At 51.5% G+C, this 26366-nt stretch carries 20 protein-coding genes; 6 read left to right on the top strand and 14 right to left on the bottom strand.

What is annotated here, in order from left to right; translation table 11 throughout:
• Positions 1–148 precede the first annotated feature (148 nt).
• The 6 genes from ACB034_RS08955 (at position 149) to ACB034_RS08930 (ending at position 9078) form a co-directional block, all read left to right on the top strand.
• On the top strand, positions 149–1462 hold the full coding sequence (locus tag ACB034_RS08955) for a 6-phospho-beta-glucosidase (protein ID WP_371172645.1): 1314 nt from the start codon (positions 149–151) through the stop codon (positions 1460–1462).
• 138 nt (positions 1463–1600) lie between these two features.
• Positions 1601–3265 (top strand): DNA repair protein RecN, encoded by a 1665-nt coding sequence (recN, locus tag ACB034_RS08950; RefSeq protein ID WP_371172644.1) that lies wholly within the window; start codon positions 1601–1603, stop codon positions 3263–3265.
• Positions 3266–3495: 230 nt separating this feature from the next.
• On the top strand, positions 3496–4386 hold the full coding sequence (locus ACB034_RS08945; RefSeq protein WP_371172643.1) for a manganese-dependent inorganic pyrophosphatase: 891 nt from the start codon (positions 3496–3498) through the stop codon (positions 4384–4386).
• 206 nt (positions 4387–4592) lie between these two features.
• Positions 4593–5756 carry an efflux RND transporter periplasmic adaptor subunit gene (locus tag ACB034_RS08940; RefSeq protein WP_371172642.1) on the top strand — a complete coding sequence of 388 codons (1164 nt, stop codon included), beginning with the start codon at positions 4593–4595 and terminating at the stop codon, positions 5754–5756.
• Positions 5753–7711 (top strand): MacB family efflux pump subunit, encoded by a 1959-nt coding sequence (locus ACB034_RS08935; protein ID WP_371172641.1) that lies wholly within the window; start codon positions 5753–5755, stop codon positions 7709–7711. Before ACB034_RS08940 ends, ACB034_RS08935 begins: the two co-directional genes overlap by 4 nt.
• A 2-nt stretch (positions 7712–7713) precedes the next feature.
• Positions 7714–9078 (top strand): efflux transporter outer membrane subunit, encoded by a 1365-nt coding sequence (locus ACB034_RS08930; protein WP_371172640.1) that lies wholly within the window; start codon positions 7714–7716, stop codon positions 9076–9078.
• 410 nt (positions 9079–9488) lie between these two features.
• Here the strand turns inward: ACB034_RS08930 and ACB034_RS08925 are convergent, their stop codons facing one another.
• The 14 genes from ACB034_RS08925 to cysN all read right to left on the bottom strand — a co-directional run bounded on the left by ACB034_RS08925 (position 9489) and on the right by cysN (position 26366).
• Positions 9489–9896 carry an H-NS family nucleoid-associated regulatory protein gene (locus ACB034_RS08925; RefSeq protein WP_061475545.1) on the bottom strand — a complete coding sequence of 136 codons (408 nt, stop codon included), beginning with the start codon at positions 9894–9896 and terminating at the stop codon, positions 9489–9491.
• Positions 9897–10502: 606 nt separating this feature from the next.
• Positions 10503–12230: a Wzy polymerase domain-containing protein gene (locus ACB034_RS08920; RefSeq protein WP_371172639.1), complete on the bottom strand. Its 1728-nt coding sequence runs from the start codon at positions 12228–12230 to the stop codon at positions 10503–10505.
• Positions 12231–12247: 17 nt separating this feature from the next.
• Entirely contained in the window at positions 12248–13528 is a 1281-nt protein-coding gene (locus ACB034_RS08915) for a sugar transferase (protein WP_371172638.1), read from the bottom strand.
• Between the two features lie 19 nt (positions 13529–13547).
• Positions 13548–14681 (bottom strand): glycosyltransferase family 4 protein, encoded by a 1134-nt coding sequence (locus tag ACB034_RS08910; protein WP_371172637.1) that lies wholly within the window; start codon positions 14679–14681, stop codon positions 13548–13550.
• Positions 14678–15772: a glycosyltransferase gene (locus ACB034_RS08905; RefSeq protein WP_371172636.1), complete on the bottom strand. Its 1095-nt coding sequence runs from the start codon at positions 15770–15772 to the stop codon at positions 14678–14680. The genes ACB034_RS08910 and ACB034_RS08905 overlap by 4 nt, the downstream gene beginning before the upstream one ends.
• Position 15773: 1 nt before the next feature.
• A complete protein-coding gene (locus ACB034_RS08900; RefSeq protein ID WP_371172635.1) occupies positions 15774–16541 on the bottom strand; it encodes a glycosyltransferase family 2 protein in 768 nt (255 codons plus the stop codon).
• 11 nt (positions 16542–16552) lie between these two features.
• Positions 16553–17806, bottom strand: a complete 1254-nt coding sequence (locus tag ACB034_RS08895) for an oligosaccharide flippase family protein (RefSeq protein WP_371172634.1) — start codon at positions 17804–17806, stop codon at positions 16553–16555.
• A 30-nt stretch (positions 17807–17836) separates the two neighbouring features.
• Positions 17837–19822: a polysaccharide biosynthesis protein gene (locus ACB034_RS08890; RefSeq protein WP_371172633.1), complete on the bottom strand. Its 1986-nt coding sequence runs from the start codon at positions 19820–19822 to the stop codon at positions 17837–17839.
• Positions 19819–20844, bottom strand: a complete 1026-nt coding sequence (locus tag ACB034_RS08885; protein WP_371172632.1) for a glycosyltransferase family 4 protein — start codon at positions 20842–20844, stop codon at positions 19819–19821. Before ACB034_RS08885 ends, ACB034_RS08890 begins: the two co-directional genes overlap by 4 nt.
• Positions 20844–21800 carry a UDP-glucose 4-epimerase family protein gene (locus ACB034_RS08880; protein WP_371172631.1) on the bottom strand — a complete coding sequence of 319 codons (957 nt, stop codon included), beginning with the start codon at positions 21798–21800 and terminating at the stop codon, positions 20844–20846. The genes ACB034_RS08885 and ACB034_RS08880 overlap by 1 nt, the downstream gene beginning before the upstream one ends.
• Positions 21800–22609: a glycosyltransferase family 2 protein gene (locus tag ACB034_RS08875; protein ID WP_371172630.1), complete on the bottom strand. Its 810-nt coding sequence runs from the start codon at positions 22607–22609 to the stop codon at positions 21800–21802. Before ACB034_RS08875 ends, ACB034_RS08880 begins: the two co-directional genes overlap by 1 nt.
• Complete coding sequence (cysC, locus tag ACB034_RS08870; RefSeq protein WP_371172629.1) at positions 22606–23211, bottom strand: adenylyl-sulfate kinase; 606 nt, start codon at positions 23209–23211, stop codon at positions 22606–22608. Before cysC ends, ACB034_RS08875 begins: the two co-directional genes overlap by 4 nt.
• Before the next feature lie 12 nt (positions 23212–23223).
• Positions 23224–24960, bottom strand: a complete 1737-nt coding sequence (locus tag ACB034_RS08865; RefSeq protein ID WP_371172628.1) for an SLC13 family permease — start codon at positions 24958–24960, stop codon at positions 23224–23226.
• Positions 24960–26366, bottom strand: coding sequence for a sulfate adenylyltransferase subunit CysN (gene cysN, locus ACB034_RS08860; protein WP_371172627.1), 1407 nt, complete (start codon positions 26364–26366; stop codon positions 24960–24962). The genes ACB034_RS08865 and cysN overlap by 1 nt, the downstream gene beginning before the upstream one ends.

Raw genomic sequence — 26366 nt, 5'->3', positions numbered from 1 at the left:
TCGTAATGACGCGTGTTGCGACGCAGGTCATCAGTATGACATTTCTCCTTATGCATTAAACAGGCTAATCCATGCCACCCCTTATTTCGTTTGTCCGCCCGCCAGGCTCCCCCTTTAATAGGGTCTATCCCTGTTCATGAGGTGGACAATGAAAAACGGACTCAAGATTGTGATCATCGGTGCAGGCTCTAGCTACACCCCGGAGCTGATCGAAGGGTTGATCCAGCGTCAGCACGAGTTACCGCTGCACGAACTCTGGCTAATCGACATCGACGATGGCCGCGAGAAAATGGAGATCATCGCAGCCCTCACCCGCCGCATGCTGGCCAAGGCTGGGCTGGCGGTACGGGTTGAAACCCGGCTGGATCGGGAAGAGGCACTGTACGGGGCCGACTACGTCTGCTCCCAGTTTAGCGCCGGCTGCCTGGAAGCTCGTATCAGCGATGAGCGGATTTCGTTGAAATACGGCCTGATCGGCCAGGAAACCAACGGACTGGGCGGCTTTGCCAACGCCTGCCGGACTATCCCCATCGCTCTGCAGATCGCCGCCGACATGGAACGCCTCTGCCCCGATGCCTGGCTGCTCAACTTCACCAACCCGTCGGGCATGGTGACCGAAGCCGTATTGCGCCACAGCAAGATAAAGACGGTTGGGCTGTGCAACGTGCCAGTGATCATGCAAAAAGGGGTCGCCACTCTGCTGGAGAGTCATGACGAGCAGGAATTCATCATGCAGGTGGCCGGACTCAACCATTTCATCTTCGTGCGCCAGATTCAGCATCAGGGCGAGAACAAACTCGGCGAGGTGATTGCCCGGATCGCACAAGGACACGATCCGCTGGTACCGCGCAATATCCCCCCCTTTGCCTGGCCCAAGGATCTGCTGGCCAATCTGGGCATGATCCCCTGTGCCTATCTGCGCTACTACTACATGAGCGACGATATCCTCAAACAGGAGCTCGGAGAGGCCAGCGGCGAAGGCACCCGGGGTGAGGTGGTCAAGACCATCGAACAGCAGCTGTTCGAGCTCTATCGCAACCCGGATCTCACCGAGAAGCCCAAAGCGCTGGAAGGACGCGGCGGCCAGTATTACTCGGAGGCCGCGTGTGAGCTGATGAGTGCCATCCACAACGACAAGCGTATCATCATGCACGTCAACATCCGCAACAACGGCGCTATCAGCGGTCTGCCGGACGAGAGTGCCGTGGAAGTGAGCTCTCTCATCACCAAGTCGGGTCCGCTTCCGCTTAATGTGGCCCCCTTCCCGCAAGACACCTTGCGCCTGCTGCAGTTGATGAAGGAGTTCGAGCAGCTCACCATCGAGGCCGCCATCACCGGCAATCGCCATACGGCTTGGCGTGCCTTGGTACTGAATCCCCTCATTACCAGCGGCCACCGACTGGAACAGGCACTGGACGAGGTGATCGCCGCCCACCCAGATTTGATGTCAGCCTTCCACTAATCTTCACCTTTCTGCAATCCCGCAGGCCACCCGTCTGGTGGCCTGTCCTGTTAAAAATGGCAACGCCTCTTTACTGTATATAAGACCAGTATATACTGGATACATAAACAGTAATGTTGACCCATACAGGATGAGACCATGCTGACCCAGCTGACCGTCAACAACTTCGCCATCGTCAAGTTTCTCGAACTCGATTTGCAACCGGGCATGACCTGCATCACAGGCGAGACCGGCGCCGGCAAATCCATCGCCATCGACGCCCTCGGCCTGTGCCTTGGCGAGCGGGCCGAGGCCAGCATGGTGCGCCCGGGGAGCGACAAAAGCGAAGTCAGTGCCCGCTTCCAGCTCGATGGCAACCCGGCCGCCCGCGCCTGGCTTGCCACCAACGAGCTGGAAAACGAAGGGGAGTGCATAGTGCGCCGGGTCATCTCCGCCGAGGGACGCTCGCGCAGCTACATCAACGGGGTGCCCGTGCCCCTCACCCAGCTCAAGAACCTTGGCCAGCTGCTGGTCAACGTGCATGGCCAGCATGCCCACCAGCTGCTGCTCAAGCCGGACTACCAGCTCGCCCTGCTGGATGGCTATGCCGGCCATCACCTGCTGCTCGACGAGGTACGCCAGCACTACCAGCAATGGCGCCAGCTGCAAAACGAGCTCAACCGATTGAAAGCCGAGCAGCAGCAGCGGGAGGCCCGCCGTCAGCTCATCGAATACCAGGTGCAGGAGCTCGATGAATTTGCCCTGCAACCGGGGGAGTTTGAAGAGATAGAGGAAGAGCACCAGCGCCTGGCCAACGGCACCGAGCTGATGCAGAAGTGCGGCTTCTGCCTGGATCTGCTCTATGACAACGATGACACCACCATCGCCGGCCTGCTGCAGGTCGCCGTCGACAAGGCCGAGGGACTGGTTGGTATGGACAGCCGCCTCAATCCGGTGCTGGAGATGCTGAACAATGCTCTCATCCAGGTGCAGGAGAGCCATAGCGAACTGCGCAGCTATCTGGATCGGCTGGAGCTGGATCCCGAGCGCTTCAACGAGCTGGAGACCCGCCTCTCAAGAGCGATCAACCTGGCCCGCAAGCATCATGTCAAACCGGCGGATCTGGCGCTGCACCATCAGGAGCTGGCCTGCGATCTCGCCCGCCTCAACTCCGATGAGGAGCGCCTGGAAGGGATGGAAGATGAACTGGCCGCCGCCCGCCAGGCGTTTCTGCAGTCGGCCGAGGCCCTGAGCCAGAGCCGCCAGCGCTACGCACAGGAGCTGGCTGCCCAGGTGACCACCAGCATTCACGAACTGGCGATGCCAGATGGCCGTTTCGCCATCGAGGTGCGCCCCGATGCCCAGAGCAGTCTCTCGCCTCTGGGGATCGATCGGGTGGAGTTCATGGTCACTACCAACCCGGGCCAGCCCATCCAGCCCCTTGGCAAGGTGGCCTCCGGCGGCGAGCTGTCACGCATCAGCCTCGCCATCGTGGTGATCAGCGCCCGCAAGGTCTCCACTCCCACCCTGATCTTCGATGAGGTAGACGTGGGGATCAGCGGCCCGACCGCCGCCGTGGTAGGGCGCCTGTTGCGCCAGCTCGGCGAGTCGACCCAGGTGATGGTGGTCACGCACCTGCCCCAGGTAGCGGGCAATGGCCACCAGCACATGGTGGTGAGCAAGCATACCGATGGCAAAACCACCGAAACCCAGATGTGTGCCCTCGATCAGTCGGCCCGCCTCAATGAACTGGCCCGCCTGCTGGGGGGCGATCAGATCACCGACATTACCCTGGCCAATGCGCGCGAGTTGTTGCGGGCCTGATCTCCTACACGACTCATCCTCCTCCCTGCACCATGACGACCCGCACCAAGGGGGTGTCATGGTGCCTGTTCACAACGACCCTGAGTCGCCGGATCACCGACCCAGATCAATGAAAGTGCGAGTAAGGCCAAGCAGGCAGCAACATCCAAGGGGGTTCAGGTTGCCTTCATTTCCGGGATTTCGCATAGTACCCGCCCCCTTTTTGGGTATCCCATTGTGAGGCTTTGTCTATGATCCACGTTTTTGGTCACAAGAATCCTGATAGCGACAGTATCTGCAGCGCCCTGGTCATCGCCGACTGGCTCAAAGCCCAGGGGCGTCAAGCCACCCCATGGCGCCTGGGCGACCTGCGCACCGAAACCCGTTTCATCCTGGAGCAAGCCGGCGTTGCCGAACCCGAACTGCTGACCCGGGATCTTGCCGGTGAAGATGTCTGGCTGGTGGATTTCAGTGATCTGGAACAGGGCCCCGCGACCCTGGCACAGGCCAACGTACTGGGCCTGGTGGATCACCACCGCCTCGGCACCCTGATCACCCAGTCGCCGCTGGATGCCTGGATCCGCGCCGTGGGCTGCACCTGCACCATCGCCTTCGAGCTGCTGAGCCAACAGGGTCAAGTGACCCGCAGCCAGGCCCGTCTGATGCTGGGTGCCATCATGAGTGACACCCTCTGCCTCACCTCCCCCACCACCACAGAGCAGGACAAGGTCACCTGCGAGCGCCTGGCCGAGCTGGCCGAGGTCTCTCTGGCCGAATTCGGCCAGCAGCTGCTGATAGCCAAGACCGATTTGAGCGGCTTGACTCCGGCCCAGTTGCTGCAACAGGACGAGAAAGCGTTCCAGGCCGAAGGTTGCAGCTTCATCATGAGCCAGATCGAGGTGGGCAGTGAGCAGCAGCTGGCCGAACATCTCCCGGCACTGCAGCAAGAGATGGCCGCGCGCGTGGCAAGCGAAGGGCTCGACTTCTTCGTATTGATGGTGACTGATCTTACCGCTGCCGCCAGCCGCATTCACTTTACCGCCCATCCCAAGGTCCCCACCGAATCTTGCTTCCATCCGGGCTTCGTCAGCCGCAAGAAGCAGGGCCTGCCCTGGGTCATGGAGCTGCTGGCCAAGGCCTGAGCCACAGCCTGAACTCTCCCGAGCCCTGCCTGATGGCGGGGCTTTTTTCTTTCAATCCCCGTCTATCAGCTTCCCCTTCCCAATTACTTCGCTTACTGACAGATAAGCGCATAATTTTGCTTACATATTTCTGGCTGTTCATTGGCGAGGCTTTGCTGCAGGATACTCGCGGCACTTCTCTTATTCCGTTTTCAGTCAGGTGATCCATGACCCCAAGTCCCAAGCGCACAGCCCTGGCGCTCTCTACCCTGTTCGTCGCGGCCCTCATCGGCTGGCTGGCCTGGCCAAGCCAACCGGCCACCGAGATGCTCACCGCCAAAGTCACCCGGGAAGACATTAGCCAAACCGTACTGGCTAGCGGCGTGTTGCAAGCCATCGAGCAGGTGGATGTGGGAGCACAGGTTTCCGGTCAGGTGACCCGCCTGGCCGTCGAGGATGGCGTTCAGGTCAACAAGGGAGATCTGCTGGCCGAGATTGACCCTCTCATCGCCCAGAACAATCTGAAAACGGCCGAAGCCGAGCTCGCCAGCAACCTCGCCCAACTCAAGATCAAGCAAGCCCAGCTCAAACAGTACGAGCTGGCCTGGCGCCGTCAGGTAGAGATGTTCAGGCAGGAGGCCAGCTCTCGCGCCGATCTGGAGAGTGCAGAAGCCCAACTCGCCGTCACACGCGCCGAGATGCAAAACAGCCAGGCGAATATCGACAGTGCCCGTATCAAGGTGGAGCGGGCCCAGACCGAGCTGGGTTACACCAAGATCCTGGCCCCCATGGATGGCACCGTCATCAGCATAGTCACCCGTCAGGGTCAGACCCTGGCCGCCAGCCAGACGGTGCCAACCCTGCTGAAACTGGCCAATCTCGACACCATGACGGTCAAGGCCCAGATCTCGGAAGCCGACGTTACCAAGGTGAAAGCGGGCATGCCGGTCTATTTCACCCTGATAGGCGATCCGGACACCCGATATCAGGGCACCCTGCGAGCCGTGGAGCTGGCCCCCACCAATATCAACGAACAGGTCACCACCACCAGTACCACCAGCAATGCTGCCGTCTACTACTACGCCCTGTTTGATGTGCCCAATCCGGATCATGCTCTGCGCGTGGCCATGACCACCCAGGTAACCATAGTGCTCGGCGAGCGCAAGCAGATACTCACTCTGCCGCAGACCGCGCTCGGCAAGCAGGTGGCTAACAACGAATATGAGGTAACCCTCGTCAGGGACGGCGCTCCCGGTGAGACTCGCCGCATCAAGACCGGGATGAGGGACGAGATCCGCATCGAGGTGGTGAGCGGGCTGATGGAGCAGGACGAAGTGCAGCTCAACCACGGCGCGCCCGTAGCGGACAAAGAAGAAGGCATGATGTTATGAGCGAGCCGCTGAACCAGCCGCCCCTGATCCAGCTAAAAGGGGTCGAGCGCCGTTACCAGAGCGGCGAGCAGGAAGTTACCGTGCTCCATCCCCTCGACTTGACCATTCAGGCTGGCGAGATGATCGCCATCGTCGGTGCCTCCGGCTCCGGCAAGTCGACCCTGATGAATCTGCTTGGCTGTCTCGATCGGCCCAGCAGCGGCCAGTACCTGTTTCGTGGCCAGGACACGGCGACCCTCGATGCCCTGGCACTGGCGCGCCTGCGCTGCCATCACTTCGGTTTTATCTTTCAGCGCTATCACCTGCTGCCTCATCTGGACGCAGCCGCCAACGTGGAGATCCCCGCCGTCTATGCCGGCACAAAACGTCAGGCTCGTCAGGCCAGATCGAAGCAGCTGCTGGAGCGACTGGGTCTTGGCGAGCGTCGCCACCATACCCCAGGGCAGCTCTCCGGCGGCCAGCAACAGCGAGTCAGTATCGCCCGGGCGCTGGCCAATGGCGGCGAGGTGATCCTGGCCGATGAACCGACCGGTGCGCTGGACAGCCAGAGCGGCAAGGAGGTGATGGCCATCCTCAAGGAGCTTCATGCCCTGGGCCACACCATCATACTGGTCACCCACGACATGGGGGTCGCCAACCATGCGGATCGCATCATCACCCTCAAGGATGGCTGCATTCAGCAGGACAGTGGTCAGCGCGAACAGGCTTCCCCATCGACCATCCCCCTCCCCGTTGCCAGTCAGGGAGGAGCCAGCCTTGACTGGGATCGCTATCGGGAAGCTGGCCGGATGGCACTGCATGCCATGCTGGCCCACCGGATGCGCACCTTTCTCACCATGCTGGGCATCATCATCGGCATCGCGGCGGTCGTCAGCGTGGTGGCCCTCGGCCAGGGAGCCCGCACCAAGGTGATCGAGCAGATCAATGCGATGGGAACCAACACCATAGAGATCTTCCCGGGCAAGGGGTGGGGAGATGAAAAGATGGCCAGCATCCAGACCCTCAACCAGGGGGATCTCGATGCCTTGCTGGGACAACCTTATCTGGCAGGTGCCAGCCCGGAGATCATCAGCTCGGGACAACTTCGCTATCGCAACAAGACCAGCAGCGGCAACGTAACCGGGGTTGGCAACGACTACTTCAAGGTCAAGGGCATGACATTAGTAAGTGGTCGCTTACTGGAATGGCGAGACATACAACAGCGTTCGGCGGTAGCAGTGGTCGATCAGAAGAGCATTCCCAGCCTGCTCGGCAAGGATGATCCCATCGGCAAGGTGGTACTGGTTGGCACCCTGCCGGTACGCATCATTGGGGTCGTCTCCCAGGAGACCGGCTTTGCCCCCAGCAGCCAGTCGGTCAATGTCTGGCTCCCCTATAGCGCCGTGATGAGCCGCCTCATCTCCCAGCGCCACTTCAGCCAGATCACCATACGGGTCAAGGATGGCATCCAGCCGGCGCTGGCCGAACAGGCGGTGATCGAGCTGATCACCAAGCGCCACGGAGTGAAGGATTTCTTCACCTTCAGCAGCGACAGCATCATCAAGTCGGTGGAGAAAACCACGGCCACCATGACCCTGATGGTCTCGGCCATCGCCGTGATCTCGCTGATCGTCGGCGGCGTGGGGGTGATGAACATCATGCTGGTCTCCGTGGTGGAACGCACCCGCGAGATCGGCATTCGCATGGCCGTGGGGGCGCGTCAATCGGACATCTTGCAGCAGTTCCTGATCGAGGCCGTGATGGTCAGCCTGCTGGGGGGCATCTTCGGCGTCGCGCTCGCGCTCGGCATTGGCGTGGTCTTCTCCCTGCTGGTCGACACCATACAGATGCAGTTTTCGCTCTTCTCCATCCTGATGGCCTTCGGCTGTTCGTCACTCATCGGGATCCTGTTCGGTTATCTGCCAGCGCGCAATGCGGCGCGGCTCGACCCCGTGGTCGCACTGGCGAGGGAATAACAATGTACAAATTATCCTGGTTGGCCCTGTGCGTGGCCCTCGGCGGCTGCAGCCAGCACAGCAGCTATCAAAGACCCGAGCTGGCTATCGCGCCCCAGTGGCAACAGGCGTATGACACCCAGCAGTTGGCACAATCAGGGGCCTGGTGGCAGGGATTCCATGACCCTCAGCTCGACCGCCTGGTCGAGGCCGTGCTGGCCGCCAATCCGGATATGCACGTCGCCGCACTCAAGCTCAAAAACGCGCAGCTTGGCGCAGAGCAGGCAGATACCAACCTCACCCCCTCGGTCACTGGCAGCCTTGATGCCAGCGCTAACAAGAACCTGAAGACGGGGAGTTCCAGCAGCACACTGGGGCCCGCTCTCGGCCTCAGTTATGAGGTAGACCTGTGGGGCAAGCTGGCATCGGTGCGGGATCAGGCAAGCTGGGAGGCGGCCGCCAGCGAACAGGATCTGGCCAGCACCCGTCTGATGCTGATTGGCAAGACGCTGGAACAATACTGGCAACTGGGTTATCTCGGCTCGGCTATTGCCCTTGGCGAGCAGCAACTGGCCAACCTGGTGCGCACCGAACGGTTGACCGAGGCCAAATACCGCGCCGGCGCCATAACCCGGCTCGATCTGGCCCAGACTCGTCAACAGGTTGCAGGCAAGCGCGCCGAATTGGCGTCGCTGAAAACCCAGCAAGAGCAGGCCAGCAACGCCCTGAGGCTGCTCTTGGGGCGTAACAGCGGCCCCTTGGCGTATGCCCCCGCCAGTCTTACGCTTCAGCCCATCCCCGAACTGGCTATCGGCATCCCCGCCGATCTGCTGGCCCGTCGCCCGGATGTGAAGGCGGCGGAGCTGCGACTGCGCAAGACCCTCGCCAAGGGGGATGAGATCCGCGCCAGCTTCTACCCGTCGCTGACCCTGACCGGCAACGCCAGCACGGCGTCGGACAGGCTGGCTCAGGTGCTGCAAAATCCGGTCGGGACGCTGGGGGCAAGCCTGGCTCTTCCCTTCCTTGAGTACAACAGCACCCGGCTCGCCATCGACAGCTCAGCGCTTGAGTACCAGATCGCCGAGACCGAGTTTCGCAAACTGCTCTATACGGCGCTGGTCGAAGTCGAAGACAATCTGGCGGCCCGCCACCATGGCCAGCAACGACTCGCCTATCTCCAGGAACAGCTGGGTTATGCCAACGAGTCTGAACGGTTGGCCCGAGCGCGCTTCGAGGCGGGCGCCACCGGTGTGCAGACCTGGCTGGATGAGCAGAATCGCTTGTGGGAGGCAGAACAGAGCCTGCTCGCCCAACAAAAAGAGCTACTCAACGTGATGACCAGAATTTACCAGGCCATTGGGGGCACAGACGCCCCACTCGCCCAATAAACATAAGGCCCCGCGTTGTTGCCAGATCGGGGCCTTATTATTGCCACTCCCCCGCACATTACTCATTATCCTTGGCGAGTGTGCCGGTTCTTCAACATCCCATCCTTTTTTCTTCTACCAAACCCCATCAAAAAAGTCAGAGATAACGTGCAATAGACGCAAGCGCTAATGGCTACGAATGTACAGCCTCTTTTGTCTCCTGCAAAACTACATGGTTCGCCGATACCGGAACGCATCATGAAATTAATCACGACACAGATATTTATCCTGGGGAGGAAAAGCCGAAAGAAAAGGAATGCAGAGGAGTCAAGAGAGAATCAAATAACGAATAGAGACATCGGTTAACATTAATAACGCACAAAAATAATGCCGCTCAAAGGCGGCATTATCAGATTGCTTGGCGCAACGAATTAGATCAGAAACTCGCTCAGATCTTTGCCCAGTGCAACTTCAGCTGCAATGGCTTTAGGCATACGGCCCTGGCCAGTCCAGGTTTTTTCCTGGCCATCTTCTACATACTTGTATTTGGCCGGACGCGGAGCACGCTTGCTCTTGGTGGTACCAGTAGCAGCCGGAGCAGCCGCAGTAGCCAGCAATTCACGGGGATCAATACCTGCTTGCTGCAGCATTTCGGTGAATTCATTCAGTTTGCGCTGGCGCTCTTCCTGCTCGGCACGCTCCTGCTCAACAGAATCGGCGCGCTCTTGATAAACCAGATCAAACTTCTCTTTAGCTTCCAGCAGCTGCTCAAACGGCAGCTCACGAATAGCGGCACGCAGACTGCGAATGTTCAGCAGAACTTTCAGAAACTCGTTCATTATTTCCTCACAAAAAATCGATCACAGGGATAACAGTTTCAGAATAGCATGGACAATTCATAACGACATACAGTTTTTCTGTATTAGAGTCCATTTTTACCATAGTCTATCGACAGCAACCACGATTGATAACAAAACCATAGAAAGAAAAAGCTCGGCGTCAATCAGAAATGACCATCGGATTCATCGCAAAGCACACTATTACATACTCCATTAATACTCCATTCAGCATAGCCATAGGGGCGCTGAAGCAATGCAACAACAGATGCCAAGCAATCATTCGCCCTAGATAACACAGCTCCTTTTTAACATCACCAGCATATTAAACACTTGTGTTTTGCTCATCTCTGATTTGCATGCCGCTATTGCAAGGCAGAACTTCAATATATAGCAACCAAATGAAACCCTGGCAATAACCTATTAAAATCAATCCGTTGAATACTCACCCACTCCTTTTGGGGTAACCTTTGCGATTAATGGCAGGCATCAAGCATCATTACCCGACACAGCCATCCCGACCAGAAGAATATGACAGCCGCCCCTCAAGCACGACAACAAAAAAGCCTGCTCTTGACAGAAGCAGGCTTTGGTAGCTCAACAATTACTTTATTTAGCCCTGGCGTCACTTTCAGCAGGCTGATCAACGCCGGTGATCACCGACTTGGCCGCTGATTTTGTGAGCAGAGGATCATCAGGATAGAGTTGCAGAGCTTCCCGACGCATGGTGTTTGCTTCATCCATACGCCCGAGGGCATTAAGGGCAACCACCATGTTGGCGTAAATATTGGCCCGTGGTGTATGTCGTACAAAAGCCTGCCCCCACTCCAGATAGGCCTCCAGTTCAGCCTTGTTATTGGTTTGCAGACCCACCATCAACCGCACCGAATTGACATCAAATTCAACCCGAGTCAACCACGCCATGGGATTGACGATATCCAGCAGCAGAGTCGGTTCTTTATAGCCCCCTCTTTCATACTTGGTCACCACCCAGGCGGTATGCAGAGCTGTTAGCATAAAGGGAACAACCAATAAAGGGATGGTAACCGCCATAAAACGCAGCAAGAACCAGGGTCGATAAACCCACTCCCACCAAGTTGTTTGGCTTCTGATTGCTACATTCGCTTCTTCTACTTCTGCATCAATTAAATAGATCAGCGTTAATAGCAACCACCATGATACGATGGCATGGTAAAAAGGATATTCTGTCTGGGAATGAAGCAGAACAGGAGTCACCAGAGCCAGCATGGCCATGGCATTTTTCCCCGGTGCACACGAAAGACGCCATAACAACGCGCCCCCCATTATCAGCATACCGAGCATAGAAGCGAGTCCTCCCTCCACAGCCCAATACAAGAATTCATTGTGGGGATGGTCCAGGTTGTACTCAATTTGTACCATGGCCGGATTCATTGCTTTATCGGCCATATAATGATGGAGAAAAACGGACTCGAAACTACCGTAGCCCCATCCTGTCCAGAGTTGTTCACTCACCAGCTTCAATGCGTAGGGCCAGTAAATAGAGCGCATTCCGCCAGACTGGTAGATCTCCAACCCACGCTTTTCTCCTGCCATCAAATACTGGGATAAAAGTCCCAAAATGATGGCCAGAAACACAAGACCTAATATGAGTCCAAGCTTTCGTTGTTGCCTAAGTTGTGGCAGCAACATAAGCAGCGCCAACAATCCACTCAACTGGCCTACTCGAGATTGCAACACTACCAACAGCAATACAGTTGAGAATATGACACTGTAACGCAAACCCATCAGTACTCGTGAGTCATCACTTCGTAACTCCAACCAGATCGCCAGAGCCATCCCCGTTGCCATAAAACTGGCCATCACATTAGGTTGCTGGAAAATACCGTAGGGACGATTTACCTTGGTGTCATACCCAATCCAGTTTCCGGGAGTCAGCAGATAAAACTGAACAAGCCCAAACAGGGCCTCTATCGCTATCGCAACCAATATGAGATAAAGCAAGCTATCACGCTGCGGGCGCGTCAATCTCCACTGGTAAAAGCCAAATAGAAACAGCAGGCCAGCAAATAATCCCAGTAAACGGGGAATGGCATAGTCTTTCAGCTCAAATCCCGGATAGGACATGGGCAACAACAGCAGCAAAGCCCCAGACCATAGCGCAGCCTGCAATGGAGAAAAAGTGATATGTTGACGCAGAGTCACCTGCCACAACCCTATTCCGATCATAAGGCTGGCAAAAATCCATCCCCAGGCATTAAAGGGCAAATAGAGTCCAGCACCACCGGGATTGTGCATAAAAAAATGCATACCAAGTAACCAGTATGATGAAAATAAAATCCAATACAAGCTGATCATATATTATTTCCGTATATTCAACGAGCCCCGAATCCTGTCAACATTGTCTTAATAGTTTTAAGTACTATCAATAGATCAAGCCACAGAGAAAAGTTCCTAATATAATAAAAATCATATTCTAATTTTATACGAGTACTATCTGTGTCTGCTGAGTAACCATGCATCACCTGAGCCCAGCCACTTATACCTGGACGGACCATATGACGATACATATAGAATGGTAACTCAGACTCAAATCTCTCCACAAAAAGGCGCTGTTCAGGTCGTGGACCAATCAAGCTCATATCACCCTTAAGGACATTGAAAAATTGCGGAAGTTCATCAATACGATATTTACGAATAAAATGACCAACACGAGTCACTCGGTTGTCAACCTTCTGAGCAAAATTTGCACTTTCTAATGATGAACTCTCATACATACTACGAAATTTATATATTACAAAGTCTTTATTACCAAGCCCAACTCTCTTTTGCTTAAAAAAAACTGGACCAGAACTTTCCAGCTTTACTAATATTGCTATTATAAGTAGCACCGGTATAAAAAGGGGGAGTGAAATTATAACAACAAAGAGATCCAAAAACCTTTTTGAAATAAAATAAAATAATGATGGAATAGCGGAACCCAAGTCATTTTCATATAATTGTTCAACGCTCACTCGGCCTGTTAATGATGCATATATAGTTTTACTATGATAGATAGGTATCCCTAACAAAACGAAATCAGTTAATAACTTTTGCCATTCACTCGTCAAATCAGAAGAGTGAAAGTCAGCAATTACAGCATTACCACAAAACAGAGATGAATCAGGTTTGTGCAGAACATTCCATTCAACAGCAGTCAAGGCACACAGTTTTTGATAGTTGCCAACTGGGATGATAGAATACTTGATCTTGCCAAATCGTGTTCCTAAGTAATAAATAGCCCCGCAAGATACTAAAGCCAATATATACGAACTTATAATTACTGGCCTACTATACTCAAGACGAAAGAGCAACAACACCCCTAATAATATACCATACACAGCTGTTACTGTTGGAATCATATAAGATAAGGCATTAACACCAGGATAGCAAAGCACTCGACTCAGGAAAAAACCAGCAGTAATACATGTTATAAAGATGCCCAAAAGTGTATTCACTTTTACATCGTCAAGGAAACTCCAAAAGCCCCCCCCCCAAAACAAAAATGCAGGTAGTAATGTTGACACCAAGGATGTAAAAAAAAATATTATTGTATAATTAAACATTACTAGGTCATACCAACGACCACCATATGGATGATAGCTATTATTTATCATGGGAAACTCATTCTTGTTATCAATCATCGGGGTGAGCATCACCGATATACTGAGCCAATATATCAAAATATATGCCAATGATTTTTGTTTCATCAAATCTGGCGCTGACTAATTTCCTCCCAGCATTACCCATCAAGGTTCTTTGAGCTGTAGTCATCCGTATGAATTTCATCATCGCATGAGTCAATGATGCAACATTTCTAGCTTGACAGAGTAAACCGGTTTTTTCATGTAGTAGTACATCTCTACATCCAGGAACATCGGTAACAATAATAGGCTTTGCCATTGCAGCAGCTTCGATCATAGTTCTTGGCAATCCTTCGCGATAAGAAGGTAACACAATGCAATCACTTTCCATTATTATAGGCCTAACATCGTGTGTAGTACCGAGATATTCCAGCACACCTTCATTGATCCATTCATGCAACTGCGTATATCCAATTGCTCGTGGATTATCAGCCTGAAAGTCGCCTAACAATTTAAACTTTACATTTGGATGATTAATGTGAATCTGCTTTGCGGCAGCTACATATTCCCCAACCCCCTTATCCCATAATAGCCGCGCAATGAGCAAAAAACTAACCGAGTCATCTTCAGCATATTTTTTTGCAGGAGAAAAAAAACTCAAATCGACGCCCTCGCCAGGCAATAAAAGAGTCTTTCCTTCATCTACCAACTGCTTCGAAACAAATTCAAGACGATCATCTTCATTTAAAAAAATGACTAACTGAGGATATTTAAAAGCGAATTTATAAAGCAACCTTACTACTTTAGGCACCCAACCATTATTCATAAAGGCATATCCCAACCCTGTGGTTATAGCCAAGGTAGGTATGTGACAAAGATGTGCTGCAAAAGAACCATATACATTGGGTTTTACCGTATAATGGATAATTAAATCTGCATTAACCCTTCTATATATCCTCACGAAATCAAATATTAATTTTAGCTCGACAACTGGGTTGACGCCTTTAGGAGACAGTGCCAATGGAATAAATGAACACCCCAAATCACAGAGCAAAAAAACTGTATTATCAGGTGGAGCGACGATAGTTATTCGATATCCCTTTTGTATAAGTGCAGATAATAATCCACGGCGAAAATTCCACATTGACCACGCAGTGTTGCTAACCATACAGAGATGTTTGCTCATGAGTAGTCCTGGTACAAAGTTAACCAACGCAGACAAATAGCCTCTATTGAATAATGGTTAATAATCCTAGTCCGAGCCTCTTTGGTCATCACCTCTCTCTCAAGTGGGGAGAGCATTATAGCCTGCTCAATTGCGGTAAATAGCTGCTGACTATTTTTAGAGGGGACAAGCAATCCAGCAGAGCCAACCACTTCCCTCACTCCACCACAATCGGTGGCAACCACAACCCGCTCAGTAGCCATAGCCTCAGCCACAACTAAACCAAACCCCTCCCAAGCTGATGACAATACAAATATATCTGCCGCACTCATCCAATTTTCAACATCATAGCGCAGCCCCAAGAAATGAACTCGCTCGCTAATCCCGTGTGCGCTAGCAATTGTGGTTAAATATTCTCTTTCCTCACCATCACCTATAATTATCAACTTAATATTATTGAATCTCGAAGATAACATCGCAAATGCAACAAGCAGATTTTTATAGTCCTTGGCAGCGGTCAGTCTGCCTACCGAAATTAACAATATGTTATTGTTATCAATCCCAAGCTGAGAGCGTAATTTATTTCTGACTGCTGCGTTAAAATAAAAACGCTCCGTATCAATACCGTTATACATAACTTTTATTCGCCCGGCAGATACCGAGCCTTGTTTAATAAAAGCCTCAACAGCCTCTTGGCTTACATTTGTGTTAAGATCACATAATATTTCGGTAAACCTGTATGCCAATATCCGCCACCCGCCTCCCTCATTAACACTATGCGCAGAGCAGATAAGTTTCGGAAATGACACAAATAATCGTAATATGCGAGCAAAAATATTAGCATGCACCATATGGCTATGTACCACATCCGGTTTATATTGATTAAGTAACCTAATCGCCTGCCAGTATGCTTTGAAAACACTAAATGGAGTTTTCCTCATCTGCAGTGAAACGATGTCTACTGCAGCCGAATGTGGGCGATTTCTAATTTCACCGGTCATCGAGATAATTAATATATGGTGGCCCAACCTAATAAATTGGTCTGCCAAATCGCACACTTGTCGTTCAGCGCCACCCATACCAAGACCTGTGATTATCATCGCAATTTTCATGCTATTTCTTCAACCAACAGTAAAGAATACACTGAAGACTTCTGATACATGCTTTGACCTTGCCAAACAATCGAGAATCTCGGATCACTTGGTCTCGATAAAACAAACCAAAACCACATGGATTACTTCTTAGATTTTTTTTAAAATTTGAGGTGTAACCATCAGGAAGATATTCACATAAGTATATTGCCTGATCTACATAGAAAATTATCTTACCTATATCGGCAATTTTATTCCATATATACAACTCTGGTACGAACTTTTCACTCGGGAACTCTGGAAAAGGACACTCGCGCATAACATTAGTGCGAAAAACATAAGCCAAGTCACCTTTTAATATATTCCCTGCCATGATGGGGTGCATTACCATTGACTTGCTCAATGCTGTACCGGAGATACCAATTATATGGCCAGATAACGTTGCTTTTCTAAAACACACTCCAACGAATTCCGAGCCAATATGATCCATAACATCATATAACTTGGCGACAGCATCACATGTTAATAAGTCATCACTATCTACAATAATAATCCAATCACCGGTCGCATGAACCACACCTTCATTTATGGCACGATGCTTCCCTCCGTTTTCTTTATAAAAATAATTGATTGAAAAGTCAGATTTAACTCTACAGTCAAAAATAAACTCGGCGGTACCATCAGTGCTACCGTCATCGATTACGAGCCATTCAAAGTCCCGCCTTGTCTGCTGACACAAACTGTCATGCAGCCTTGGTAAAACATACGCTCTATTATAAGTTGGCGTCATTATTGTAATCATTACAAGACCTTACACACGCAACCTTTATATTGATGAATGAAATATATAAATATAGTAGCAATCATCATCAAAAAAGCATTAATTATGTAAACGACGTATATGTCATCGGAACAAAATACTTTTAGTAACAGCCAATAGTTGAATGCGCTTATAATTGATAAAAACAACCACTTGCACATTATTAAAAAATATTTCTTGTCACGGTATAGTCGTTGCATAAAAATGCTATCCACAGCGAAAAAAGAAAGTGCAGGTAACATCATAATGGCTAATTCTGCAGCTAGCTCATAATGTTTACCAAATATAAAATAGACTATTTCATGTAGCCATAGCCAACCCATTAATTGCAAGACACATGAAACTAATAGCACACCTAAACACACAGTTTGTATTTTTTTAACTGTGCGCCCATATAACATCATTGGCGCGATCGACTGCACAACTATACCGAGCACAAGTACGCCCTGCTCGAGCATTTGACTAGCCACACCATACATGGCTAGTTGTTCATACCCTAAGTAATGCTCGATGAAGAAACGATCAACCCTCATATAAATCAGCATCAGCATTAATGGTACCCAAAGTGCACCACCTCTACTTAGCATTACCACTGCCACTTTTTTATGCCAATCCCAGATGCCACCTCTAAAATAAATAACGCAACTCAGAGAAATAGCGAAAAAAATTGCTTCTATTACTCTGGTTGAATAGATGATAAAATAAGATGAAAATAAAAAAGCGAGGCTTACCAAAAGCACCCTTAATAATAAAATTGCAAGACGAATAGCAACAACAATACCTATGTTTGTGGTAGCTTGATAGTAGTTGACAATGGCTGAAAATGGTTCATTAAAAAAGAGAGAGAATGCCAATAGCGTCAGCATTAATTTTACATCTTGATCCGTGATAATAAAATTAGCGTAGAATAATGTGACCAGCAAAGCAAAAAATGCGAAAAGTAGACGAAAAATAAATACTGAAGATAGTATCTTCCAGCGCAAATGAGGATGCCTAACTAATGCCGGAACAACAACTTCCGAGCCGGCAATCAATGCAACTGATGATAATAAAATGACGGTATTGAGTGAATATAGCCATTTCCCATATAGGGATACACCTAGTAAATGACTAATTATCCCCTCGCAAAAAAAAACCAACCCAATGGTCACCATTTTTTCAAATAATAGAATACTAACATTAATAATAATTGCGGCATATTCTCGATAAAATGCCACAACTTGGGCTAATCGCATCCAAGTTGCCTCATTATAGAAACAGGTAACTCAATTTCTAGCCAGCAAAAAATGTACATTATCCACCGGTATATTCACAACATTATCAGCAATCGTATGCTGCTGTTTTGCAAGCCACACCAGATCACAAATACCATCCGTTGGCTCGAATGCAGCAGGGGCATGCAGCAAGATCTCTCGCACTTGCTGGTGATCAAAACGGTGGCAGGCCTCATCCAACGAGGTCAGCAAGGGGCGTAGTCGCGACCAGGGCAGCCAGCTCTCTTGTGCCATCATGATCCTTGGGTGTTCGGTTCCTCTGGCATCATCACCAATCAATAACTCTTCGTAGAGTTTCTCACCTGGCCGCAAGCCGGTCACCTCGATGGCAATATCGCCATCTGGCCGCAACTCATCACGCAATGTCAGGCCGCTCAGGCGGATCATCCGCTGAGCCAGCTCCATAATCCTCACCGGTTGCCCCATATCGAGCACAAAGACGTCCCCCCCCTCCCCCATGGCGCCAGCTTGGATCACCAGCTGGGCAGCCTCAGGGATCGTCATGAAGTAACGAATGATATCGGGGTGAGTCAAAGTGATGGGGCCTCCCTTATCTATCTGCTGTCTGAATAACGGCACCACAGAGCCAGAAGATCCAAGGACATTACCAAAACGCACCATACAAAAACGGGTTTGATGCTTTTCACGGGTCAAGGCTTGCAAGATCAACTCGGCCATACGCTTGCTAGCCCCCATGGTATTGGTCGGCCGCACCGCTTTGTCGGTGGAGATCAGCACGAAAGTCTCCACCCCAGCCTCAATGGCAGCCTGTGCCGCATAAAGCGTACCGAATACGTTGTTACGCACTCCTTCAATGATGTTTAACTCGACTAGCGGAACATGTTTATAAGCAGCTGCATGGTAGACCGTCTGGATCCGAAAACTCTGCATCACCGTCTTGAGGCGATGCTGGCGCTGCACTGACCCCAGTAACGGCACCAGATCCGTTTCGATTTCTTCACGCTGACACTGCTCCCGCAGGGTCTTGTGCAAGACATAGAGAGCGTATTCAGATAGTTCGAACAGTACCAGGGTGGATGGCCGGCAGCGCAAGATCTGGCGACAAAGCTCAGCACCAATGGAGCCACCGGCACCGGTCACCATTACCGCTTTGCCTGTGATATTGGCCTCCATCAAATGTCGTATTGGTTCTACTGGGTCTCTGCCCAACAGATCATCGATGGATACCTCGTTGAGCTGATCTATGCGCGCAGAGCCATTGACCAGATCGGCCATCCCCGGGATAGAGAGCACTTCGCAAGAGAGGGGCTCAAGTGCATTGATCACCTCTTGACGACGCGCTCTGGTGCTGCTCGGCATGGCCAACAAGATCTTCTCTACCCCATGATGGTCAATTAAGGTTGGTAATTGGGCACTGTTGTAAACGGTACAACCCTGGATCACTAGCCCCTGTTTGGCTGGATCGTCATCGACAAAGGCGACGGGATAAAATTCATTGCCTTGCAACAAGGCCATTTGCAACTGACGGCCCGAAGAACCCGCACCGTAGATCAACACCTGGGTACGAGCCAAACGGGTGGTATTAAGTAGCGCCCTGAAAAACAGCCGCACACCGCCAACCAGCAACACCAGAAAAGAGAGATAGATAACCGAGACCGTTCTGGGCAGGAAGATATCGAAATAAAACGCAGAGAGAACAAAGAAGCAGGTTGAAAGCAGCGCCCCGAGGGAGATTGTCCAAAGCACACGAAAGCTGACATATCGGAGCACTGCGCGATACAGCCCCAACCTGACAAATACACTGATGCTGACAATGATAATTGCGCCGAGCAACGTCCAATGAGGGAGGCTCTCGATTGGCCAGCCATGCTCGAGCCGGATCCAGTACGCCCCCCAATAGCTGATAGTGATAAGCAGTATATCGACGGCGACAGATACGGCACGTTTGCTGTTGCGCGACAATGAACCAAGCAAGGTCAATAGCCGGTTCCCACCGGGTATACGCATATTTCTCATTCTGGTACTCCAGCGTTCAAGTGATACGAAATAAACGCTAACGGCAAGTAGGCAATGACGAGGCCGATTACCCCATCAAACTGACCCAATACAATCATGGCTGCGATCGGCGCAAGCCAGAGGCTATTTATAAGAAGCACAGCCAATGTCACGTTTCGATGGCTCTGCCAACGTCTCGCCAGATATTGATAACCATGAGTACGATGAGCCTCGCTCAGACGACATTTCAGACGATAGCGATTCAGCAACGTCCAGGTCGCATCAACCACAAATACCCCGAGCATGACGAGCCATGCCCAGAGGTACTGAGGAGCAGAAGTTGCATCGAGCAGCATCAGGGAAGCCAGCATCAAACCAAGAAAACCACTGCCACCATCCCCCATAAATATCTTGGCCGGCGGAAAATTCCAGCACAAGAAGCCCGCCGCCGACATCCCCAGTAGCAGGGTCAAACTGGCAGATGACCACTCCCCCCCAACCAGAAAATGAAATAACGCCATAAATAGGCAGACGACAACGGCCTCGCCGGCCGCCAAGCCATCAATGCCATCCATAAAATTGTAAAGATTGACAAACCAGATCACCCCAAGCCAAGCCAGTAGATAACCGAACCAAGCGAGATCCAGCTGCCAACCAAAGAAAGTCAGCGCTGGCAAACCATCAACCGCAGAGACCACCAAAGCTGCCGCCATGCTCTGCACAATCAGGCGGGTTCGGGGCTTGAGAGAGATGTGGTCATCGATAAAACCAACCAATGCAATGCCCAGAGCCGCAGCCCATATCAATGCAAAGCTGCTCTGGGATATGCCAGAGGGCAGTGGGATCAGGGCGACAAACAACGGGGCTGCCAGCAGAAAGGTGGCCACTATAGCCATTCCACCCCCTCTCGGAGTGGGCACCTGATGTGAACTGCGATGATTGGGTTGGTCAAGCAAGTGGGTCTGGGCGTAGCACCTGAGCAGGCCGGTCATGGTGATTGAAAGAAACAGACAAAATATCGACAACAAAACAAATGCCAGCATCAATACGACTCACTATGGGAAGATGCCATCAGAGATAGGGTCTGAGAGAGCGAATAGGGTGCCGACCATTGTAATCGGCACTGAGCCTTAGCGGTATCCATTTCCAACGAGCCATAAATACGTTGTAGCTTGGCATCAATCCCCAAACAGCGGCCAAACCCTCTTATCACTCCTGGTGGGAGATAAAACAGCCGACAGCTAACCCCTTCTGCATCAGCAATCGCCGCCAACAATTTCGACGTGGACACTGCAACCGGATCTGCGACCAGAAAGACCTGGTTCACTGCGGCAGGGTGCGCCATCGTATGGGCAATGAAGTCACATAGATTAGGCAGCGCCAACAAACTACGCGCATTGTTCAAACGGGCAAAAGGGAGCGGGATCCCTTTGTGCACCCACGTCATCATGCTGGCAAAGTTAGCCTTCACTCCTTCCCCATAAATAAGAGGAGGACGAATAATGGTTACAGCCATATCGCACTCTTTCGCGAGCGCCATCAGCCCCTGCTCCGCCTCATACTTAGAACGTCCATAGGGATCTTCTGGCGGACTCTGCACATGCTCATCAAATGGCTTGCCTGGCTCGGTCTGCTCGCCGTTCACTTTGATCGAGCTGATAAAGATGAAGCGCTTTACACCAGCCTCAGCCGCCTGCCGGGCAAGAGCTAGGGTGCCTTCTGTATTCACCGCTCGAAAAGCCGCCAGGGGATCTGTCGCGGTATCCGACATCACATGCACCCTGGCAGCACAGTGAACAACCACATCCACTTGTTGCAATTGGGCTGTCCAGTTGGCATCCGCAGTCAAAGAGGGAGCCTGAACATGGTAATAAGCCAGCGGGTGACTTCGGACAGCGCCTTTAACATTCGCCCCCAGCGCCAGCAAGTGTTCACAGACCGCCTTGCCTACAAATCCGCTGGCTCCTGTGACCAAGACTGTACTTTTGATATCTGCCATTACCACCAACGCCAACCGTGAATATTGAAGAAAGTCACCATGGAACGCCCAAACATCCAGATATGGCGCCAACCTTTGCGGGATGCATGCCCACCATGATGAACGACCTTCACCTGAGGGACATAAGCAATACGGCTGATCTTTCCAGCCCGCAAACTGATGTCAAAATCTTCAAAATAGAGGAAAAAGCGGGCGTCAAACCCTCCGAGCTGCTGCAATACATCTGTGCGAAACAGCATAAAACAACCACTGACAATGGGTGGGTCCCACAGCACGTCATGATTGTTGAGCTGATCTGCCATCTCATATTTCGCCAAGCGCGTCTGGAATAACTTCTTCACAAACGCGGGCGCAAAACCACGCAGCAGTAAATCAAATACGGTTGGATAGCGTTTGCAAAGCCGTTGTAGCTCACCATCTTCCCATGTAGCGAAAGGCGTCAATAATCCGCAATCTGGATTTTGTGCCATGAATTCCAATCCACACACCAAACCATCCGCTGCTATGCCCAAATCGGGATTAAGAATCAGATGATAGTCGGACGTCTCTGTTTGCAATGCCAGATTGTGCCCACAACCAAAACCTGGGTTATCGCCATGCTGAATCAATTCAAAGGCATGATGCCAGATGCCAGCCAACCATTGTCGATCAATATTCAGCCGTGCCAACGGCGTATGATCTACCAGTGTTAGCCGCACACTTACACCAGCATCAATAACAGCCTTAGACATCGCCAATAGTGTTGACGCTAATAACGCCTTATCCGGCTCATAGGTTACAAGACTGATCGAAACTGAAACCGAGGTCACTTATTACCATCCTTGAGTAACCATCCACCTTGGTTCAGATAATCCAAGACCTTGCAGGCGCACTCTTCTGCGGACAGTTCACCCGCATCCAATACGAGTTCCGGATTTAATGGAACCTCATAAGGTGAATCGATACCGGTAAAGTGCTGAATGCTGCCTGTTCTTGCTTTTCGATATAACCCTTTGGGATCACGTTGCTCACAGACTGAAAGGGGGGTGCTGACATGAATTTCAATCAACCTGGCTCCCAATCGTTCTCTGACTAAAGCCCGATCATTGGCGAAAGGAGAAATAAACGCCGTCGAAACAATCAGACCGGCATCAGCCATGAGAACAGCGACTTCAGCAATCCGCCGGATATTTTCCACCCGCTCGGCATCACTGAATCCCAGATCACCATTCAGCCCATGGCGAATATTATCCCCATCCAGCACAAATCCGTGATAGCCCATAGCATAGAGTTTTTCATCAACCAGATTGGCGATGGTTGACTTGCCTGACCCACTTAATCCGGTAAACCAGAGCACCGCGGGTAACTGATGCTTTTGTTGTGCTCGTTGTGCTGGCAATACCTGATGATCATGCCATGTCAGATCATTCATAAGAAACTAGCCTCATCCGGGAAAAAATGGGAAAAAGAGAGGAACACATGCTGCAACCACAGCAAGATAGAGCAAAGCCAAAGGCAGTCCCAATCGTAAAAAATCAACTAGACGATATTCACCCGCATTCAGTGCCATCAGATTGGTCTGATAGGCATAAGGATTGACAAAACTGCAACTGGCACCAAATGCTACCGCCATCACAAATGGAAGTGGCGACACGCCCAATCCCTGCGCCAACGCCAAGGCAAGAGGGGTCATCATGGCGGCAGTGGCATTATTGGTCACCATTTCCGTCACCAGCCATGTCGCAACCAACATGCCCACCAATGCCCAATGAGGTGAAGCACCTTCCAGATGAACCTTGACCAAATCCGTCACTACTCCCATCAAACCACTGGTTTCCATCGCTTTTGCCAATGCCAGAGCTGACATCACGATCAACCAGAGCCCCAAAGGAAAACGTCGCCGCAGTTCATTCAAGGTCAACGTACCTGACAAAAGTACAATGCTCAGGTAACAAACCATGGATTTAAACAGAGCTACCCATCCCAATGCGGACAGGGTAATCGCCAGCAAGAATCCTCCAATCATCAACCATTCGGTCAGTGGTTTGATCGTCGCAGACGGCCTGGCACCTCGTATAATCAGAAAATTTTTGGTCAGGTTGGCACGCCCCAAAAAATCCCTCCCGGTTGCCAGTACCAAAAAATCGCCACCACACAATATCTGCTCGCCCATGACGCCGCTCAGCGCCTCTCCATTGCGACGGATAGCCACCACGGCAGCATCAAATTTGGCCCGAAAGTCGGACTCTTTTAGGCGCAATCCGCAAAGAGGAGAATCTGGCAAAATCAATACTTCAGTCAATTCGTCTGCATTCAATCCCTGTCGTTGCGCATAGCTGGCTAACCCTTTAAAACGGCCCAATAAGCCAATCGAGGCCGGATCTCCCGAAAAAAGCAGCCGATCGGCTACCACCAATTGAGCATGTGGTGGTACGGGGCAAATTTTTTCACCAGACCTGACAATTTCGACCAGAAACAGACGCTGCAGATGACGTAATCCAGCTTGGGCAATAGTCTTGCCAATCAGTGGCGAATCCGACTCGATACGGCCTTCCACCAGATAGTGCTCCACCGACTCCGCATTCAATGGTGCGGCCGGTAGTTGGTCACGACGCCACCACAACCAGATAATACCCACAATGGCCACGGCCACGCCGACCGGAAAAAAATCCGTCAGATGAAAGCCTGGTAATTTCGCCTCAATCATCATTGAATTAACAATCAGGTTGGTCGAAGTACCAACCAGTGTCAGCATTCCCCCCATCGACACGGCATAGGTCATCGGTAGGATTAATCGACGAGCGGGATGATGAGTGACGGAACGCAGAGGGCCGAGCAGAATTGATACAATTGCGGTATTGTTCAACAAGGCTGAGCTGGCAATGCTGCTCAGCATTACTCGCCACCAACAACGTTCAAAGTTCAGCGTCAACATCCAGGCAGCAGCACGTTGTAACAGCAGCGTTTTTTCCAGTACAAATGCGGTGCAAATCAACAACACCAAGGTGATCAGGCCGTTGTTCGCGGCACTGGCCAGTAATGCCTCACTGCTGATAGCACCAGGCAAATAGAGCAGCATCAACACTAGGCCGAAAATACGATCAGCCTTGTCCTGCCAACGGGCAAGCGCCAGAAGCGCGCCGACAAAAACCAGCAGCACCCACCATGCCATCATCGTCATCAGAGCAAATCCTTCAGACTTTTTGCCCCCCAATGAGGGAAGTGCTTGCAAATTAATGCATTAAGCTCAATTTCAAATTCACTGAACTGATGTGTCGACTGAGGTTCTTCACTATGCGCCTGTACGATCATGGCGGCTCCCATGGTGGCGTTCGTCAGGCGATCAACCAAAATCAACGCTCCCGTTTCGTGACATGTGGCATAGGAATCGACCGGTATCGGCATGGTGAACCGGATCTGGCAGTGCGCTATTTCGTTAAGCTGCAAATGCACCGCTGGATGATGGGAAAAATCTTCGATATCAACCCGATAATCAATGCTCTCCACAAATCCGGCAAGAGTACGAGTACCAATTCTTATCTCATATTGCCGATGGGGCTGCAGCGGCGTTTCATGTAACCACACCAACATACAACTGACCTTCTCCGCAGAACACCAATGTTCATCGGCTGGCGCCAGAATATCCCCCCTGCTGATATCAATGTCATCATCCAGCGTCAGCGTCACCGCCTCGCCCATGATGGCGCTCCTCTTATCACCATCAAAAGTGACAATACGAGCGACCCGACTCGCTTTGCCGGACGGCCATACCCGCACCGGATCACCGACCCCGATTCTTCCCCTAGCCAGCGTACCGCAATATCCCCTGAAATCCGCATCGGGACGGTTCACATACTGTACCGGAAAGCGAAACGATCCCATGTCGAGCGGGGCGATGCGCACCGTTTCGAGCCAAGAGAGCAGACAAGGCCCCTGATACCAGGGCATCTTGTTACCGGGTTCGACGACATTGTCACCGCGCAAGGCAGAAAGCGGAATAAAGGTAATATCAACAAATCCCAGCTCAGCGGAAAACCGGAGAAAATCATCCCGAATCTGGTCAAAACATGCCTCGTCATATGCCACCAGATCCATCTTGTTGATGGCGACCACAATATGCCGAATACCCAACAGAGAACAAATGAAGCTGTGACGACGGGTCTGCGCTTTTACCCCACTGCTGGCATCTACCAGAATAACCGCCAGATCGCAGTGAGAAGCCCCGGTCGCCATATTTCGGGTGTACTGCTCATGGCCCGGCGTATCGGCAATGATAAACTTGCGACGATCGGTCGAAAAATAACGATAGGCAACATCGATGGTGATCCCCTGCTCGCGCTCGGCCTGCAACCCGTCAACCAATAGCGCCAGATCCACTTCTTGGTCTGTGGTATTAAACTTGCGGGAATCACGTTTTATTGCTGCCAACTGGTCATCATAAATTAACTTTGAATCGTGCAGAAGACGACCAATCAGGCTACTCTTGCCATCGTCCACACTCCCACACGTCAAAAAGCGCAATAGCGATTTATGTTCGTTGGCGGCCAGATAGGCCTCAAACTCGTTCACTGTCGCTCCCCCTGCCAT

The organism is Aeromonas sp. S18(2024) (assembly GCF_041402525.1).
Lineage (GTDB): Bacteria > Pseudomonadota > Gammaproteobacteria > Enterobacterales > Aeromonadaceae > Aeromonas > Aeromonas enteropelogenes.
The sequence above is the reverse complement of the archived record's forward strand: the minus strand, read 5'-3'. Positions and strand labels throughout refer to the sequence as shown.

Bases quoted from the DNA above. Each gene is read 5' to 3' on its own strand.
- ACB034_RS08955 (WP_371172645.1), top strand. From the start codon at position 149: ATGAAAAACGGACTCAAGATTGTGATCATCGGTGCAGGCTCTAGCTAC.
- recN (WP_371172644.1), top strand. From the start codon at position 1,601: ATGCTGACCCAGCTGACCGTCAACAACTTCGCCATCGTCAAGTTTCTC.
- ACB034_RS08945 (WP_371172643.1), top strand. From the start codon at position 3,496: ATGATCCACGTTTTTGGTCACAAGAATCCTGATAGCGACAGTATCTGC.
- ACB034_RS08940 (WP_371172642.1), top strand. From the start codon at position 4,593: ATGACCCCAAGTCCCAAGCGCACAGCCCTGGCGCTCTCTACCCTGTTC.
- ACB034_RS08935 (WP_371172641.1), top strand. From the start codon at position 5,753: ATGAGCGAGCCGCTGAACCAGCCGCCCCTGATCCAGCTAAAAGGGGTC.
- ACB034_RS08930 (WP_371172640.1), top strand. From the start codon at position 7,714: ATGTACAAATTATCCTGGTTGGCCCTGTGCGTGGCCCTCGGCGGCTGC.
- ACB034_RS08925 (WP_061475545.1), bottom strand. From the start codon at position 9,896: ATGAACGAGTTTCTGAAAGTTCTGCTGAACATTCGCAGTCTGCGTGCC.
- ACB034_RS08920 (WP_371172639.1), bottom strand. From the start codon at position 12,230: ATGATCAGCTTGTATTGGATTTTATTTTCATCATACTGGTTACTTGGT.
- ACB034_RS08915 (WP_371172638.1), bottom strand. From the start codon at position 13,528: ATGATAAATAATAGCTATCATCCATATGGTGGTCGTTGGTATGACCTA.
- ACB034_RS08910 (WP_371172637.1), bottom strand. From the start codon at position 14,681: ATGAGCAAACATCTCTGTATGGTTAGCAACACTGCGTGGTCAATGTGG.
- ACB034_RS08905 (WP_371172636.1), bottom strand. From the start codon at position 15,772: ATGAAAATTGCGATGATAATCACAGGTCTTGGTATGGGTGGCGCTGAA.
- ACB034_RS08900 (WP_371172635.1), bottom strand. From the start codon at position 16,541: ATGACGCCAACTTATAATAGAGCGTATGTTTTACCAAGGCTGCATGAC.
- ACB034_RS08895 (WP_371172634.1), bottom strand. From the start codon at position 17,806: ATGCGATTAGCCCAAGTTGTGGCATTTTATCGAGAATATGCCGCAATT.
- ACB034_RS08890 (WP_371172633.1), bottom strand. From the start codon at position 19,822: ATGAGAAATATGCGTATACCCGGTGGGAACCGGCTATTGACCTTGCTT.
- ACB034_RS08885 (WP_371172632.1), bottom strand. From the start codon at position 20,844: ATGCTGGCATTTGTTTTGTTGTCGATATTTTGTCTGTTTCTTTCAATC.
- ACB034_RS08880 (WP_371172631.1), bottom strand. From the start codon at position 21,800: ATGGCAGATATCAAAAGTACAGTCTTGGTCACAGGAGCCAGCGGATTT.
- cysC (WP_371172629.1), bottom strand. From the start codon at position 23,211: ATGAATGATCTGACATGGCATGATCATCAGGTATTGCCAGCACAACGA.
- ACB034_RS08865 (WP_371172628.1), bottom strand. From the start codon at position 24,960: ATGACGATGATGGCATGGTGGGTGCTGCTGGTTTTTGTCGGCGCGCTT.
- cysN (WP_371172627.1), bottom strand. From the start codon at position 26,366: ATGGCAGGGGGAGCGACAGTGAACGAGTTTGAGGCCTATCTGGCCGCC.